The sequence below is a fragment of the Streptomyces sp. NPDC047049 genome (assembly GCF_040643995.1).
GTDB classification, from domain to species: domain Bacteria; phylum Actinomycetota; class Actinomycetes; order Streptomycetales; family Streptomycetaceae; genus Streptomyces; species Streptomyces mooreae.
This window is the reverse complement of record NZ_JBEYVM010000002.1, coordinates 574,087-588,706: the sequence shown is the minus strand read 5'-3', so window position 1 is coordinate 588,706 and position 14,620 is coordinate 574,087. Positions and strand designations below refer to the sequence as shown.

At 71.5% G+C, this 14,620-nt stretch carries 14 protein-coding genes; 12 read left to right on the top strand and 2 right to left on the bottom strand.

The features are described from left to right. Positions 1-70 precede the first annotated feature (70 nt). The 8 genes from nirB (at position 71) to ABZ851_RS06620 (ending at position 7,722) form a co-directional block, all read left to right on the top strand. A complete protein-coding gene (gene nirB, locus ABZ851_RS06655; RefSeq protein WP_361123027.1) occupies positions 71-2,725 on the top strand; it encodes a nitrite reductase large subunit NirB in 2,655 nt (884 codons plus the stop codon). Further along, positions 2,725-3,171: a nitrite reductase small subunit NirD gene (gene nirD, locus ABZ851_RS06650; protein WP_361123024.1), complete on the top strand. Its 447-nt coding sequence runs from the start codon at positions 2,725-2,727 to the stop codon at positions 3,169-3,171. The genes nirB and nirD overlap by 1 nt, the downstream gene beginning before the upstream one ends. Before the next feature lie 133 nt (positions 3,172-3,304). Then, positions 3,305-3,802, top strand: coding sequence for an SRPBCC family protein (locus ABZ851_RS06645; protein WP_361123021.1), 498 nt, complete (start codon positions 3,305-3,307; stop codon positions 3,800-3,802). A 77-nt stretch (positions 3,803-3,879) separates the two neighbouring features. After that, entirely contained in the window at positions 3,880-4,185 is a 306-nt protein-coding gene (locus tag ABZ851_RS06640; RefSeq protein WP_361123773.1) for a metalloregulator ArsR/SmtB family transcription factor, read from the top strand. 181 nt (positions 4,186-4,366) lie between these two features. Further along, complete coding sequence (locus ABZ851_RS06635; protein WP_361123018.1) at positions 4,367-5,311, top strand: oxidoreductase; 945 nt, start codon at positions 4,367-4,369, stop codon at positions 5,309-5,311. A gap of 306 nt (positions 5,312-5,617) precedes the next feature. Beyond that, positions 5,618-6,433, top strand: a complete 816-nt coding sequence (locus tag ABZ851_RS06630; RefSeq protein ID WP_361123015.1) for a maleylpyruvate isomerase family mycothiol-dependent enzyme — start codon at positions 5,618-5,620, stop codon at positions 6,431-6,433. Between the two features lie 161 nt (positions 6,434-6,594). Further along, a complete protein-coding gene (locus tag ABZ851_RS06625; RefSeq protein ID WP_361123012.1) occupies positions 6,595-7,302 on the top strand; it encodes a hypothetical protein in 708 nt (235 codons plus the stop codon). A gap of 69 nt (positions 7,303-7,371) precedes the next feature. Continuing rightward, positions 7,372-7,722: a hypothetical protein gene (locus ABZ851_RS06620; protein ID WP_361123009.1), complete on the top strand. Its 351-nt coding sequence runs from the start codon at positions 7,372-7,374 to the stop codon at positions 7,720-7,722. A 72-nt stretch (positions 7,723-7,794) separates the two neighbouring features. Here ABZ851_RS06620 and aac(6') read toward each other — a convergent pair whose 3' ends face one another. After that, positions 7,795-8,286: an aminoglycoside 6'-N-acetyltransferase gene (gene aac(6') / locus ABZ851_RS06615; protein ID WP_361123006.1), complete on the bottom strand. Its 492-nt coding sequence runs from the start codon at positions 8,284-8,286 to the stop codon at positions 7,795-7,797. A gap of 228 nt (positions 8,287-8,514) precedes the next feature. On the opposite strand from aac(6'), the gene ABZ851_RS06610 reads away from it, so the two are divergent. The 4 genes from ABZ851_RS06610 (at position 8,515) to ABZ851_RS06595 (ending at position 13,063) form a co-directional block, all read left to right on the top strand. Then, positions 8,515-9,774 carry a sugar ABC transporter substrate-binding protein gene (locus tag ABZ851_RS06610; RefSeq protein ID WP_361123003.1) on the top strand — a complete coding sequence of 420 codons (1,260 nt, stop codon included), beginning with the start codon at positions 8,515-8,517 and terminating at the stop codon, positions 9,772-9,774. Continuing rightward, positions 9,771-10,775, top strand: a complete 1,005-nt coding sequence (locus ABZ851_RS06605; RefSeq protein WP_361123000.1) for a sugar ABC transporter permease — start codon at positions 9,771-9,773, stop codon at positions 10,773-10,775. Before ABZ851_RS06610 ends, ABZ851_RS06605 begins: the two co-directional genes overlap by 4 nt. Before the next feature lie 6 nt (positions 10,776-10,781). Next, complete coding sequence (locus ABZ851_RS06600; protein ID WP_361122997.1) at positions 10,782-11,618, top strand: carbohydrate ABC transporter permease; 837 nt, start codon at positions 10,782-10,784, stop codon at positions 11,616-11,618. Between the two features lie 485 nt (positions 11,619-12,103). Then, a complete protein-coding gene (locus ABZ851_RS06595; protein WP_361122994.1) occupies positions 12,104-13,063 on the top strand; it encodes a TauD/TfdA family dioxygenase in 960 nt (319 codons plus the stop codon). 237 nt (positions 13,064-13,300) lie between these two features. Here the strand turns inward: ABZ851_RS06595 and ABZ851_RS06590 are convergent, their stop codons facing one another. Beyond that, positions 13,301-14,146 (bottom strand): winged helix-turn-helix domain-containing protein, encoded by an 846-nt coding sequence (locus ABZ851_RS06590; protein ID WP_361122990.1) that lies wholly within the window; start codon positions 14,144-14,146, stop codon positions 13,301-13,303. Positions 14,147-14,620: the final 474 nt, after the last annotated feature.

Below are 14,620 nucleotides of genomic sequence, written 5' to 3'. Positions count from 1 at the left end.
TGAGGGCAGCGTTCCGCCCGGGAAACAGTGCAGATGCGGGCGGGTAACAGCCGCGCCGCAGGCTGACGACATGACCTCGATGCCGCCGCACCCCGATGCCACGCCAGGCTCCGCCCCCGGCTCCCCCACCCTCGTCCTCATCGGCCACGGCATGGTCGGCCAGCGCTTCCTGGAGGAGCTGGCCGACCGCGGTGTCACCGAGCGGGCACGGGTGGTCGTGCTGTGCGAGGAGCCCCGCCCGGCCTACGACCGCGTCCAGCTGACGTCGTACTTCGCCGGCCGCACCCCGGAGGACCTGAGCCTGGCCGATCCGGACTTCATGGCCCGGCACGGCATCGAACTGCACCTCGGCGACCCGGCCACGGCCGTGGACCGCACCACCCGTACGGTCACCGCCCGCTCCGGCCTGACCGTCCGCTACGACGCCCTGGTGCTGGCCACCGGCTCGTACCCGTTCGTGCCGCCGGTGCCGGGCAAGGACAGCACGGGCTGTTTCGTCTACCGCACCATCGAGGACCTGCTCGCCATCGAGGAGTACGCCGAGAACGCCCGCACCGGTGTGGTGGTCGGCGGCGGACTGCTCGGCCTGGAGGCGGCCGGGGCGCTCAAGGGGCTCGGGCTGCGCACCCACATCGTGGAGTTCAGCCCGCGGCTGATGGCCCTCCAGGTCGACGAGGGCGGCGGCCGGGCGCTGCGCCGTACCGTCGAGGGGATGGGGCTGGAGGTGCACACCGGCGTCGGCGGCAAGGAGATCGTCGCGGACGGGGCGGGCGCGGTCACCGCCATGGGCCTGTCCGACGACTCCCGTATCGAGACCGATCTGGTGGTCTTCTCGGCCGGTGTCCGCCCCCGCGACCAGCTCGCCAGGGACTGCGGGCTGCCGGTCGGCGAGCGGGGCGGCATCGTCGTCGACGAGCGGTGCCGCACCGATGACCCCGCCGTGTACGCGATCGGCGAGTGCGCGCTGGCCGCGGACGGCCGGGTCTACGGGCTGGTCGCCCCGGGCTACGACATGGCCCGGGTGGCGGCCGGCAGCATCGACGGGCAGCTCGGCGGCGACACCGGGGAGCCCACCGGCTTCACCGGCGCGGACCTGTCCACCAAGCTGAAGCTGCTCGGCGTGGACGTCGCGTCCTTCGGCGATGCGCACGGCACCACGGACGGCTGCCTGGACGTGGTCTACGCCGACTCCCGCAGCGGCGTCTACAAGAAGCTGGTGATCGGTGCCGCGGGCGAGCTGCTGGGCGGTGTGCTGGTCGGCGACGCCGAGGCGTACGGGATGCTGCGGCCGCTGACCGGCACCGTTCCCCCGCTGGCGCCCGAGCAGCTGGTGCTGCCCGCCGGGGTGGCGGCCGGGGGCGGCGGCGCGCTCGGCCCGTCCGCGCTGCCGGACGACGCGGTGCTGTGCAACTGCCACAACGTGACCAAGGGGACGGTGCGGGCGGCGGTCACCGAGCACTCCTGCGGCACCCTCCCCGAGGTCAAGAAGTGCACCAAGGCCGGTACCGGCTGCGGCAGTTGCGTCAAATCGGTGACCGCCGTGATGAACGACGAACTGGCCGCGTCCGGCGTCAGCCTCGACACCGGTCTGTGCGGCTGCTTCCCGCACACCCGCGCCGAGCTCTACGAGATCGTCCGTACCCTGCGGCTGACGAGCTTCGCGGCACTGCTGGACTCGCACGGCCGCCCGGAGGCACGCAACGGCGACGGCTGCGAGATCTGCAAGCCCACCGTCGGCTCGATCATCGCCTCCCTCGCGCCGGCCGTCGGCGCCGACGGCTACGTCCTCGACGGGGAACAGGCCGCCCTCCAGGACACCAACGACCACTTCCTCGCCAACCTCCAGCGCAACGGCTCGTACTCCATCGTGCCGCGCATCCCCGGCGGGGAGATCACCCCGGAGAAGCTGATCGTGATCGGCGAGGTGGCCCGCGACTTCGGCCTCTACACCAAGATCACCGGCGGTCAGCGGATCGACCTGTTCGGCGCCCGGGTCGACCAGCTCCCGCAGGTGTGGGCCCGGCTGGTGGCGGCCGGCTTCGAGTCGGGGCACGCGTACGGCAAGGCGCTGCGCACCGTGAAGTCGTGCGTCGGCCAGACCTGGTGCCGCTACGGCGTCCAGGACTCGGTCCGTATGGCCATCGAACTGGAGCTCCGCTACCGGGGCCTGCGCTCCCCGCACAAGCTGAAGTCCGCGGTCTCCGGGTGCGCGAGGGAGTGCGCGGAGGCCCGCGGCAAGGACTTCGGCGTCATCGCCACCTCCCAGGGCTGGAACCTGTACGTGGGCGGCAACGGCGGTGCGGACCCGCGCCATGCCGACCTGCTCGCCCAGGACCTGGACGACGCCGGGCTGATCCGCCTGATCGACCGCTTCCTGATGTTCTACATCCGCACCGCCGACCGCCTGGAGCGCACCTCGGCCTGGCTGGAGCGGATCGAGGGCGGGCTCGACCACGTACGGGATGTCGTCGTCCACGACTCCCTGGGGCTGTGCGACGAGCTGGAGGCCCTGATGGCCGCCCATGTCACCCACTACCGCGACGAGTGGGCCGAAACCCTCGCCGATCCCGAACGGCTGGCCCGCTTCGTGTCCTTCGTCAACGCGCCCGGCGCACCGGATCCGTCCGTCCGCTTCGTGCCGGAGCGCGACCAGGTCAAGCCGGATCTGACGCTGCTGGCCGGCCCCACTCTGCCCGTTCGCACTCTGGAAGGGACTTCCGTCTGATGGCCACCGCGATCACCCCTCTCGACTCCCGCACCTCCCCCGTCCGTCCCGCCACCGGCGCCGCGGCCACCGCCTCCGCCACGGCCACCGCCTCCGGCACGGCCGCCACGGTCGAGATCCGCTGCCCCCAGGGCTGGGTCGCGGTGTGCACGACGGACGACCTCACCCCGGGGCGCGGGGTCGCCGCCCTCCTCCCGGACGGCACCCAGGCCGCGCTCTTCGCCGACCGCGCCGGGCAGACGTATGCGATCGCCAACCGCGATCCGTTCACCGGCGCCCAGGTCCTCTCCCGCGGCCTGACCGGCTCGGCCGACGGCCGGGCGTTCGTGGCATCGCCGCTGCTCAAGCAGCGTTTCGACCTGGCGTCCGGGGACTGCCTGGACGACCCGGAGGTCGCGGTGGCGGCCTATCCCGTACGGACGCGGGGCGGGGAGCGCGACTCCTGAGGCCCGCCCCGCCCCTCCCCCGCCCATCAGGCAGGGAGACATAAGCGCAACCCACCGGTTGCACCTCCTTTCGTCACGTGCAACCATCAGGTAGCACGTGAGTACCGGAAGGGCACGACAGGAGGAGCACCCCATGAGCACCGGCAGCAATCAGCACGAGGACGGCGGCGCGGGCGGCGCCCGCGACCGCATCGAGCGGGAGATCAGCATCGCCGCGCCCGTGGAGCGCGTCTGGGCCGTGCTCACCGAGCCGGAGCACGTCGGCTCCTGGTTCGGCCAGGGCGAGCCGGCGCCGGTCGACCTGCGGCCGGGCGGGATCATGGAGCTCGACCACGGTGAGTACGGCCAGTTCCTGACCAAGATCGTGAAGGTGGACCCGCCGCACCACTTCTCGTACCGCTGGGCCAGTGCGCACCCCGGTGAAGTGGCGGTCGAGGGCAACTCCACCCTCGTCGAATTCACCCTCACCGAGGAGGGCGACGGCACCCGCCTGCGCGTGGTGGAGAGCGGATTCGCCGGCCTCCGCATCCCCGAGGACCGGAAGCGGACCGCCGGGTACGAAAGCCACTCCGCAGGCTGGTCCGGCCAGGTGGAGAACATCCGGCGGTACGCGGAGCAGCTCGGGGCATGACGAGGGCTGGAGAGGCGGGCGGGGGGCCGGGCGGAGGCGGTGGTCAGGGCTCGGGGGCGGGCTCGGGCCCGGACGCCGTGGCGGAGGTCTTCGCCGCGCTGGCGGACCCGACCCGCCGCCGGATACTCGACGCCCTCGCCGCGCACGGCGAGGCGACTGCCACGATCCTGGCGGCCGAATTGCCGGTCAGCCGCCAGGCCATCGTCAAACACCTGGGGATCCTGGACCGCGCCGGTCTGGTCGCAGGACACCGGGAGGGCAGGGAAGCGCGCTACCGGGTCATACCGGAGCGGCTGGGGATCACCGCCCGGTGGATGGACCGGGTGGCCGCCACCTGGGACACCCGTCTCTCGGCGATCAAGCGCCTCGCCGAGGAGGAGTGAGCACGGGCGCGACGCGCGGGGCACAGGGAGGACGGAGCGCGGAGGACAGGTCGCGGAGGACGGGTCGCGGAGGACGACGGAGGGCGGGCAGCCGGCGGGCAGCGGGCCCGCCTCCGGCCCTCTCCGGTCCCGGCCGCCCCTCCCACGTACTCTGGTCGCCCCCGTACGGAGGAGCACAGGCGTGACCCGGTGGAACACCAGCCACATCGCCGACCAGACCGGCCGCTCGGCGGTCGTCACCGGCGCCAACAGCGGACTCGGCTACGCCACGGCACGTGAACTGGCCCGGCACGGCGCCCGCGTGCTGCTGGCCTGCCGCAACGAGGCGCGGGGCATGGCCGCCCTGGACCGGCTGCGGGCCGACGTCCCCACCGCCGAGGCCGAGTTCCGGCCCCTCGACCTGGCCGATCTCTCCTCCGTACGGGACTTCGCCGCCGCCCTCGACGACTTCGACGGCGACCGCCTCGACCTGCTCATCAACAACGCCGGCGTGATGGCACTGCCGTACCGGACCACCGCCGACGGCTTCGAGATGCAGTTCGGCACCAACCACCTCGGCCACTTCGCGCTGACCGGGCTGCTGCTGCCCAAGCTCCTCGCCACGCCCGGCGCCCGGGTCGTCACCGTCTCCAGCATGCTGCACGCCCTCGCCGACCTCGACTACACCGACCTCAACAGCACGCGCTCCTACCGCCGCTGGATCGCATACAGCCGCTCCAAGAGCGCCAACCTGCTCTTCACCCACGAACTGACCCGGCGGCTGGCCGCGGCCGGCTCCCAGGTCGTCGCGGCCGCCGCGCACCCCGGATACGCCTCCACCAACCTCATGACCGCGGGCGTCCGCATGGAGGGGCGCACCTCCGCCGAGCGGATCATCGACTTCGGGACCGGCCTCATCGGCCAGTCCCCGGACGGCGGCGCCCTGGGCACCCTCTGCGCGGCCACCGCGCCTCATATGCGGCCGGACTCCTTCATCGGTCCGCGCAACGGGCTGCGCGGCGCCCCCGCCCAGTCCTTCCGCGCCCCCTGGACCAAGAAGGACGCCAACGGCGAGCGCCTGTGGGCCGCGTCGGAAGAGCTCACCGGCGTCCACTACGACTTCTCACGGCCGGCCGCGGCATTCTGACCGACGGGTGCGGCGCGGTGGCCGTTCCCTGTACCGGCCGTTCCCTGTGTGGTCCCCCGCGCCGGCCGATCCCTGTGCCAGCCGTTCGCTGTACCGGCGATCCCCGTGCCGGCCGTTCCTAGCGCCGGATCGTGACGCCGGGCTGAGCGGGAGGGGGAACAGCTCGGCTCGGGAGGGGGAACGACTCGTGATGCGGATCTGCTCCTGCCGGGGCCACCGCTCGTGAGGCGGGCCTGCTCACTGCTCGTGACACGGAACCGCTCGTCGTGACGCTCCGTTGTCAGTGGTGCGTCCTACCGTGAGGTCATGAACTCCGCACACCCCGCAATGAGCATGGATTACGACGGTCACTGCGCCGCCCTCGTCGACCAGGCCGCACTGCTGGCGTCCTGCCTCACGGAGCGGGACGCCGACCTGACGACCACCGTCCCCTCGTGCCCGGACTGGAACCTCGCCCAGCTGCTCCGGCATCTGGGCGAGGCCCATCGCTGGGTCGAGGACCTGGTACGGACCCGGGCGACCGAACCCCCGCCCGAGACCGCCCTCCGCGTCCTGCCCCGCGACACCACCCAGTCCCCGGCCGAGGCCGCCGCCTGGCTCCTCGAGGGCGCCCGGCGCCTTGCGGACACGCTGCGCTCCACGGGCCCCGACATCCGGATCTGGACCCCGCTCCCCTCCGGCTCCCCGCGCTTCTTCGCCCGCCGCATGGCCCACGAGACGGTCATGCACCGGGCCGACGTCACGCTGGCGCTCGGCAGCGACTTCACCGTCGACCAGCGCCTCGCCCTCGACACCCTCGACGAATGGATGGAACTCGGCTCCCTCCCCGAGATGTTCGACTTCCACCCCGACCGGCGCGAACTCCTCGGCCCCGGCCGCACCCTCCACTTCCACGCCACGGACACCCCACCGGAAGCCGCCGCCGACTGGCTCGTCGACCTCACCGGCGACACCCTCGCCTGGCGCCGCGCCCAGGAGCCGGCCGCCGTCTCCGTCCGCGCCCCGCTGACCGACCTCCTGCTCCTCATCTACGGCCGTACCCCCGCCGACAACGACACCTTCGAGATCACCGGCGACGCGGAACTGCTGGAATTCTGGCTGGCACGCGTGCTGTTCGGCTGAGGACCGGGTCCCGGCCGGCACCCACCTCACCCCCTCACCACACCCCGCCCTGCCCTGCCCCACCCCGGAGAGGAACCCATCAGGCCACCGGCGCGTGGATTAAGTTGGCCTCGCCCCCAGGCACGGCCCACACGCACCGACCCACCCGAGGAGAGAGCCCCATGACCGAGTCCGACCGGCCGCCGGGCAGCACCCCCGGCCTGCCTCCCACGCCTCCCCCGTACCGTCCGCGGCTCGGCCCCGAGCCTCTGCCGACGAACCAGGCCGAGGCACTGGCGATCGGCCGGAAACACTTCCCCGAGGTCGGCTCACCCGGCGGTCCCACCGGCCTGTACGTCCATGAATTCGACATCGGCTATCTGATCCACGCGAGCTGGCCACGCCCCGAGGACCCCACCGCGCCTCCCGCGGAGCCCGGCGGCAGCCACGTCGTCATCTCCAAGATCGACGGCGAGGTGTCGTCCGTGCCCAACTTCCCTCCGGAATCGGCAGTGGAGCTCTACCACCGGCACTACAGGCGCCGGACCTCCTGTGCGCAACAGGAGCAGAAAATGACCAGTTCGCCAGACCAGCACACGCCACCCATCACCCCCGAGGAAGCGCTCGCCCTCGTCCGCAGCCGTTATGCCGAGCCCAAGCTGCCCGACGGCTCCCCCGCCCCCCTGCACGTCCACGAATTCGACATCGGCTACCTCGTGTACGCCGCCTCCCCCGGTACACCGGACGCGTCCGGCCCCCCGCAGCCGGCCCCGCCCGGCGGGTCAAAGATCATCGTCGCCAAGGACACCGGCGAAACCGTCCCCGTGCCCAACTTCCCCACCGAGGCGGCCATCGAGCTCTACCGCAAGCAGCGCCAGGCCCCGGCATAGCGGAACGGACACTTCTCCCGTGCTGGACGTGCTGGATGTTCCGGACCTGCCGGACCTGCTGGAGTGACCTTGCGCATCGAAGCCGAAGACTCCTACCGCGACGACGACATGCGTGTCCATTACGAGGACGAGCCCTTCACCGGCGAAGTCGTCCACCGGGATGCCACGGGCCGGGTGAGCGCCCTCATTTCCTACGTCGAAGGGGTGCCCTCCGGCCCGCAGACCGAGTGGTATTCCGACGAGTCGAAGAAGACCGAAGGCCGGGTCAGATGGGGGCTCGCCGTCGGGGATTGGCGCAGATGGCACCCGAACGGCCGGCTGGCCGAGCATTCCGTGTTCAGCGAGCAGGGCAGGCGAACGCGGCGCCGGCGCTGGGACAAGGACGGCAATCTCACCGAGGACAGGTCGTTCACGGCCTGACCCGCTCTTCGCCTTGCGAAGTGTCCAGGCCCTCGCCGCCCTCCGCAGCGGCGCCGGCCCCGTTCCCGCCCCTCACGTCACCTCATCCGCCAACAGATCCATCAGCAACCCGTCCGCCCAGCCGCCCGTCCGGTAGTCGCGGCCGTACGCGCGCATGATGCCCACGGGCTTGCAGCCGACCTTGCGGTAGCTGCGGATGGCGGCGGTGTTGGCGGCGGCCGGGTCAATGGTCAGGCGGTGGTGGCCGCGCTCGCGGATCAGCCAGCGGGCCAGGGTGCGTACGGCGTCCGTGCCGAGGCCCTGGCCGTGCCGCTGTGCCGTGAGGAAGATGTCGATGGTGGCGTGACGGAATTCCGGGTCGGTCTCCTCGTCGAACTGAATCGCCCCGATGACCTCACCGTCGACGACGACAGCGAGCATGTCCCGGTAGTCGTCCGGCACCGACCACCAGGCCGCGACCTCCGGCTCCCGGACGATGCGGTCGAGCGTGGCGGTATCGCCGTCCGCTGTCGGCCGGAGGACGACCGAGGCGCCTTGAAGCGAGGCTCCGTGCAGCGAGTTCATGCTCGCATTGTCCTGCCGGCCAGGTGGGCGGGGACGAGGATGAGCCACTGCTGAAGCGCTGGACGGCGACCGGCTCCTGTCGCGCGTGGGCGCACACCGACAGCCCGCCCCGCGGCCCCGTTTCGTGCGGATGCCATGCGCGCTTCACAGTCGTGCGGCAGAGTGGACGGTCGCACCGTCGGTGATCGTCGATCACCGGTAGGTTACGAGCTCAGGGGGCGACGTGCCATGACGGAGATCAACAGGCGGCGGCTGTTGGCGGCCGGCGCCGGGATGGCCCTTGCCGCGGGGACGGCGACCGCGTGCGGGTCCAACACCGGGCGGGGCGGCGGCGGTTCGGGGCCCGCGCTCAGCCAGTGGTACCACCAGTACGGGGAGCCCGGGACCCAGCAGGCCGTGAAGCGGTACGCCGCCGCGTACCGGAAGGCGGACGTCTCGGTGCAGTGGCGGCCGGGTGACTACGACCGGCAGACGGCGGCCGCGCTGCTCACCGACTCGGGGCCGGACGTCTTCGAGGCCAACGGGCCGCTGCTGGACCAGATCCGGGGCGGTCAGGTGGTCGATCTGACCGCCGAGATCGAGCCGGTGAAGGACGACTTCCATCAGGCCGTGCTGGCGCCGAAGATCTGGCAGGACAAGATCTGGGGCATCCCGCAGGTCGTCGACATGCAGTTGCTGTACTACCGCAAGAGCCTGCTGAAGAAGGCCGGGGTGCAGCCGCCGCAGACGCTCGACGAACTGGTGGACGGGGCGAAGAAGCTCAGCGACAAGAAGTCCAAGGGGCTGTTCCTGGGGAACGACGGCGGGGTGGGGGTGCTCGGCGGGACGCCGCTGTTCGCCGCCGGGCTGAGCCTGATCAGCCCGGACGGCAAGGTCGGGTTCGACGATCCGGCCGCGGCGCGTACCCTCGGCAAGATCCGGCAGCTGTACGCGGACAAGTCGTTGCTGCTGGGGGCGCCCACGGACTGGTCCGATCCGGCCGCCTTCATCCAGGGGCTGACCGCGATGCAGTGGTCGGGGCTGTGGGCGCTGCCGCAGATCAAGAAGGCGCTGGGGGACGACTTCGGGGTGCTGCCGTTCCCGAAGGACGGGAGCGGAGGGAAACCCTCCGTTCAGGTGGGTGCCTATGGCTCCGCGGTCAGCGCGCGGAGCGCACGCAAGGCGGAGGCCAAGGCCTTCGCGAAGTGGCTGTGGGTGGACCGCACCGACTACCAGCAGGACTTCGCGCTGTCGTACGGATTCCACATCCCGGCGCGGGTCTCACTGGCGAAGAAGGCCCGGCAGCTGCAGTCCGGCCCGGCGGCGGACGCGGTGCGGTTCTCGACCGATCACGGCTACGCCGAGCCGCTGTTGTGGACGACCGCGGACCGTAGTGCCTATCAGGACGCGCTGAGCCGGATCATCAAGGACGGCGCCAATCCGGAGAGCGAGCTGAAAAGCGTGGTGCGCAAGGTCAATGCCGAGCTCCAGCGGGTCAAGAAGAAGTGACCGCGGGCGGGACCGAGGAAGCGGTCACAGACGTACCGGCCCCGCGTGCCGCGGCGGGGCCGGAAGCCGGGCCCCGCTCGCCCGGCACCCGGTGGCTCGGCCCGCAGCGGCGGAATCTCTGGTTCTGGGTCTTCGTCGGGCCGTTCGCGATCGGGCTGGGGCTGTTCACGTACGTGCCGTTGGTGTGGAGCGTCTACCTGAGCTTCTTCGACGCGCACAACACCGTGAGTCCGTCCGGCTCGGATTTCGTCGGGCTGGGCAACTACGGCACGATGCTGAGCGATCCGGCGTTCCTCGGCAGCCTGGGCACGTTTGCGCTGTTCACGGTGTTCATCGTGCCGGCGACCTATGCGCTGTCGCTCGCCCTGGCGCTGATGGTGAACCGGTTGCGCTTCGCCCAGGCGTTCTTCCGGTCGGTGTTCTTCCTGCCGACGGCCTGCTCCTATGTCGTCGCGTCGGTGATCTGGAAGCTGTCGGTCTTCAACGGGGTGCGGTTCGGGCTGGCCAACACCGTGCTGGGGTGGTTCGGCGCGGACCAGACCGCCTGGCTGTCGACGACCCATCCGCCCTGGTACTGGCTGGTCATCGTGACCGTACGGCTGTGGCTGCAGGCCGGGTTCTACATGATCCTGTTCCTGGCCGGACTGCAGCGGATCTCACCGCAGCTGTACGAGGCGGCGGCGGTGGACGGGGCGCGGCCGGGCTGGCAGGTCTTCCGGCACCTCACCTTTCCGCAGTTGCGCGCCACGTCCGTGGCGGTGGTGCTGCTGTTGGTGATCAACGCGTTCCAGGCGTTCGACGAGTTCTACAACCTGCTGAGCGATGCGCGCGGCTATCCGCCCTACGCCCGGCCACCGTTGGTCTATCTGTACTACACGGCGCTCGGACAGGACCAGAATCTCGGGCTGGGCAGCGCGGGCGCGGTGATCCTGGCGCTGATCATCGCGGTGGCGACGGTCGTCCAGGCCCGCTGGTTCGGCCTCGGCCGCAAGGAGGAGTGAGCACCGATGCATGACGCGCTGACCAGAGCCGGGCGCGCGCTGCGGGTCGTCACCGTGATCGCCCTCGCGCTGCTGTTCCTCGTCCCCTTCTACCTGCTGGTGCGGAACGGGCTGGCCACCGAGCGGGAGATCACGTCCCCTGACTGGACGTTCTTCCCGCACGAGCTGCAGTGGTCGCATCTCACCGAGGTCTTCCGGGATCCGGGCCTCCCCCTGGGCCGGGCGCTGCTCAACTCCACGCTGATCGCGGTCTCGACGACCCTCGGTACGGTCCTGCTGGCCTCGCTCGCGGGATACGGCCTGGCCCGCATCCCCTACCGGCACGCCCCTGTGGTCTTCTACGCGATCCTGGGGACGCTGATGGTCCCGGCGGCCGTGACGTTCGTGCCGAGCTTCGTGCTGGTGTCGTCGCTCGGCTGGATCTCCACCCTGCGGGGCCTGGTCATTCCGACGCTGTTCAGCGCGTTCGCCTGCTTCATCTTCCGGCAGTACTTCCTGGGCTTCCCCAAGGAGCTGGAGGACGCGGCACGGGTCGACGGGCTCGGCTACTGGCGGACGTACTGGCGCATCGTGGTGCCCAACGCCCGGCCGGTCTTCGCCGCCGTCGCCACCATCGTCTTCATCGGTGCCTGGAACGCGTTCCTGTGGCCGCTGGTGATCGGACAGGACCAGGAGGCCTGGACGGTACAGGTGGCGCTGTCGACGTTCACCACCGCGCAGAACCTCAATCTGCATGAGCTGTTCGTGGCCGCGGCGGTCTCGATCGCCCCGCTGGTGGTGGTCTTCCTGCTGCTCCAGCGGTACATCGTGGCGGGGGTGGAGCGCAGCGGGATCGACGACTGAGGCATTGAGCCCGCCCGCCAGGAGGGGGTACGGTGCCTGGCATGAGCACGCACCCGACCGTCCGTGAGGTGGCCCCGCGCGAGAGCGGCCCCCACGGCGAGTGCGCGCCCCGCGGCCTGAGCTTTCTGCGCCGCCGCGGCCGGGTGGGATCTCCCCCGGCCGGTTGTTCCTGTACGGCCTGACGGCTTCCCGCGGTGGCGGCTTCCCGCACCGGCAGCTTCAGGCGTCGCCGGCGTCATGCCCTGGCGGGTTCACACGCTGACCGGTTCACGGGCTACGGGTTCACGGGCTGACGGGTTCACGGGCTGACGGCCACCTGCACTGACGGGTTCCTGCCCTGACGTGCGGCGGGCGGTGGTCCGCCCGACGACCGCGGCCGCCGTGGCCGCACACCCATCCCCCGGCCGCCAGGCACATGGCTCCCGCCTCCCGCTCTCCCTTCCTCCCACCCACCCGCCTCCCCTTCTCCCGATCAGGAGGATCAGTTGACGACGTTCGCCGATTCCGCGGCTTCCCCCGCCCCCGTGCCCACCCCCGTCCTGCGCCCCCACCGCATCCCCGCCGACGGCCTCTACGAAGGGCACCGCGTCCTGCGCCGCACCCCCGAAGACTGGGAGGACCGGCCGTACGAGCGCTTCGAGGTCGTGCCGCAGGCGGCCACCATCGGGGCCGAAATCCGTGGGCTGGACCTGTCCCGGCCGCTGTCCGCCGGCCTGCGCGCGGAGCTGAACCGGGCGTTGCTGGAGTGGAAGGTGCTGTTCTTCCGCGGGCAGCATCTGAGCTCCGCGGCGCAGCGCGAATTCGCGCGCAATTGGGGTGAGCTGGAGTCCAACCCGTTGCTGGCGTGGGGCGATTCGAGGGATGTGGTGCGGTTCGACAAGGCGGCAGGCGGGGCCTTGACGTTCGAGAACGTATGGCACACGGATGTCACGTTCCGCGAACGCCCGGCGCTGGGCGCGGTGTTGCAACTGCGGGAGGTGCCGCCCGCGGGCGGGGACACCCTGTGGGCCGATATGGCCGCGGCATACGACAATTTGCCTCCGGAAATCCGCGCACGGGTCAATGGGGCGCGGGCGGTGCACGACTATCTCCCGGGTTTCGCGCGCTTCTACTCCAGCGTTCAACTGGCACCATTTCAGGAGCAATTCCCTCCGGTCGAGCATCCGGTGGTGCGCCGGCACCCGGAGACCGGGCGGCGGATGCTGTTCGTCAACGCCTCCTTCACCACCCGGATCGTGGGCCTGGAGGAGGCGGAGAGCGACCGGCTGTTGCGCGTGTTGTTCCAGCAGGCGCAGGTGCCGGAGTTTCAGGTGCGGTGGCGCTGGCAGGCGGGGGACCTCGCGTTCTGGGACAACCGTGCCACCCAGCACTACGCGGTGAACGACTACGGAACGCACCGCCGGGTCGCGGAGCGGGTCGCCATCGCGGGCGACCGCCCCTACTGACCGCGGGCCCGGTATCTGCGCCGCCCGTCAGGACGTGCCTGAGGGGCGGCAGGCGGAGCCGGACCTGCGGCAGCCGGAGCCGGACCTGCCGCAAGCCGGGCTCCGGCTGCGGCAGGAGGCGCCGGACGCACGGCGCGGCGTTCCGGGCACGCGGCACGACGTCCCCGGCAGGCGGCATGGCGCACCCGTCGCGCGCCACGGCGTCCCGCACGCGCCCGCAGGTGTGCCCGGCGCCGCTCACCCCAGCCGTTCGTACGCCGCCGCTTCCGCCGGACGCGCACCGCGCAGCAGGGCCGCGCCCAGCGGGGTGAGGGTGTGCAGCACCGCGTTGCCCTGCCGCAGGGTGACCAGCAGGCCGGCATCGCGGAGCACCGTCGCATGCTGGCTGGCGGAGGCCAGCGAGACATCGGCGCGCCGGGCGAGTTCGCTGGTGGTGCAGCCGACGCCGACGCCCTGGAGTATCGCGGAGCGGGTCTGGCCGACGAGCCGGCCGAGGGAACGTTCCGGCGGTACCGGCGGGGTGATCCGCGGCACCGGGTGTTCCACGGGGTAGACCAGCACGGGCGTCAGATCCGTGTTGTGGAAGGTGACCGGGGTGCGGCGGCAGAAGTACGACGGCAGCAGCAACAGCCCCCGGCCGCCGAGGTGGAGATCGCGGTCCACCGGATAGTCGGCCTCCAACACGGGCGGGCGCCAGCGCATCATCGGCGGGAGCGAGGCCAGCAGCCGGTCCGCGCCGCCGTCGAGCAGCGCCCTGCCGCGGGCGGCCCGGTCGGCCTCGATACGGCACTGGACGCGCGGCCAGTACGGGGCGACGGCCGCCTCGTAATAGCGCCGGAGGATCCCGGCGAGCCGGCCGAGGGCGCGGGTGTCGCCCTCGGCCATCGCCCGTATCCACGACGGGAACGGGCGGGTGGCCGCGGAGAGCCGGGACAGCTCCTCGTGCAGCCGGGCGGACGGCGTCTCGCGCAGCGCGGCGAGCGCGTCGGTCATGCCGAGGAGCCCTTCGGCGGGCGTCAGGAAATCGGGAAAATACCCGCGGGTGGGCACGAGCGGCGCCAGCAGTCGCGCTTCGCCATTCAACCTTCCGCGCGTTTCCGATCGCCATTTGCCGAACGCCGAATCGTCCCGTCGGTCGCGCAGCCGGTGAAAGCTTAAGACGGTCTCCCACAGTGCGTCCGGGCGTGCCGCAATGCGCACACGGGCCAGATCGAGTCCACTGAAATGGACGCGTAACACCGAAACCCCCACCTCTGGTTTCCTCAGTCGGCCCCCGGCACGCCTGAGTATGCACGCCAACACGTGCGGTCACCATGCCCTTTTGGCCAGACTTGAAAGTGGTCGCGCCACCGGGCCCGGTGGAGGAAAGCTTGTACTCAATTCAGCGGCGGTGCGAACGGACCGGATTGCTCGATCCCGTGGGGGGTGATGGGCAACCACCCGGCCGCTCGCCAGCCCCGCTGAAGGCCGCACCCCGCGCCGACCGGGGTGACGGCAGCTCCCGAGGGGGGAGTCCGGAAAGAGCGAGGGCGGCACCTCCGCACAGGTGCCGCCCTC

What these genes read in the sequence shown, in the direction of transcription:
- nirD (WP_361123024.1), top strand. Translation starts at nt 2,725, where the DNA reads ATGGCCACCGCGATCACCCCTCTCGACTCCCGCACCTCCCCCGTCCGT.
- nirB (WP_361123027.1), top strand. Translation starts at nt 71, where the DNA reads ATGACCTCGATGCCGCCGCACCCCGATGCCACGCCAGGCTCCGCCCCC.
- ABZ851_RS06625 (WP_361123012.1), top strand. Translation starts at nt 6,595, where the DNA reads ATGACCGAGTCCGACCGGCCGCCGGGCAGCACCCCCGGCCTGCCTCCC.
- ABZ851_RS06600 (WP_361122997.1), top strand. Translation starts at nt 10,782, where the DNA reads ATGCATGACGCGCTGACCAGAGCCGGGCGCGCGCTGCGGGTCGTCACC.
- ABZ851_RS06630 (WP_361123015.1), top strand. Translation starts at nt 5,618, where the DNA reads ATGAACTCCGCACACCCCGCAATGAGCATGGATTACGACGGTCACTGC.
- ABZ851_RS06645 (WP_361123021.1), top strand. Translation starts at nt 3,305, where the DNA reads ATGAGCACCGGCAGCAATCAGCACGAGGACGGCGGCGCGGGCGGCGCC.
- ABZ851_RS06610 (WP_361123003.1), top strand. Translation starts at nt 8,515, where the DNA reads ATGACGGAGATCAACAGGCGGCGGCTGTTGGCGGCCGGCGCCGGGATG.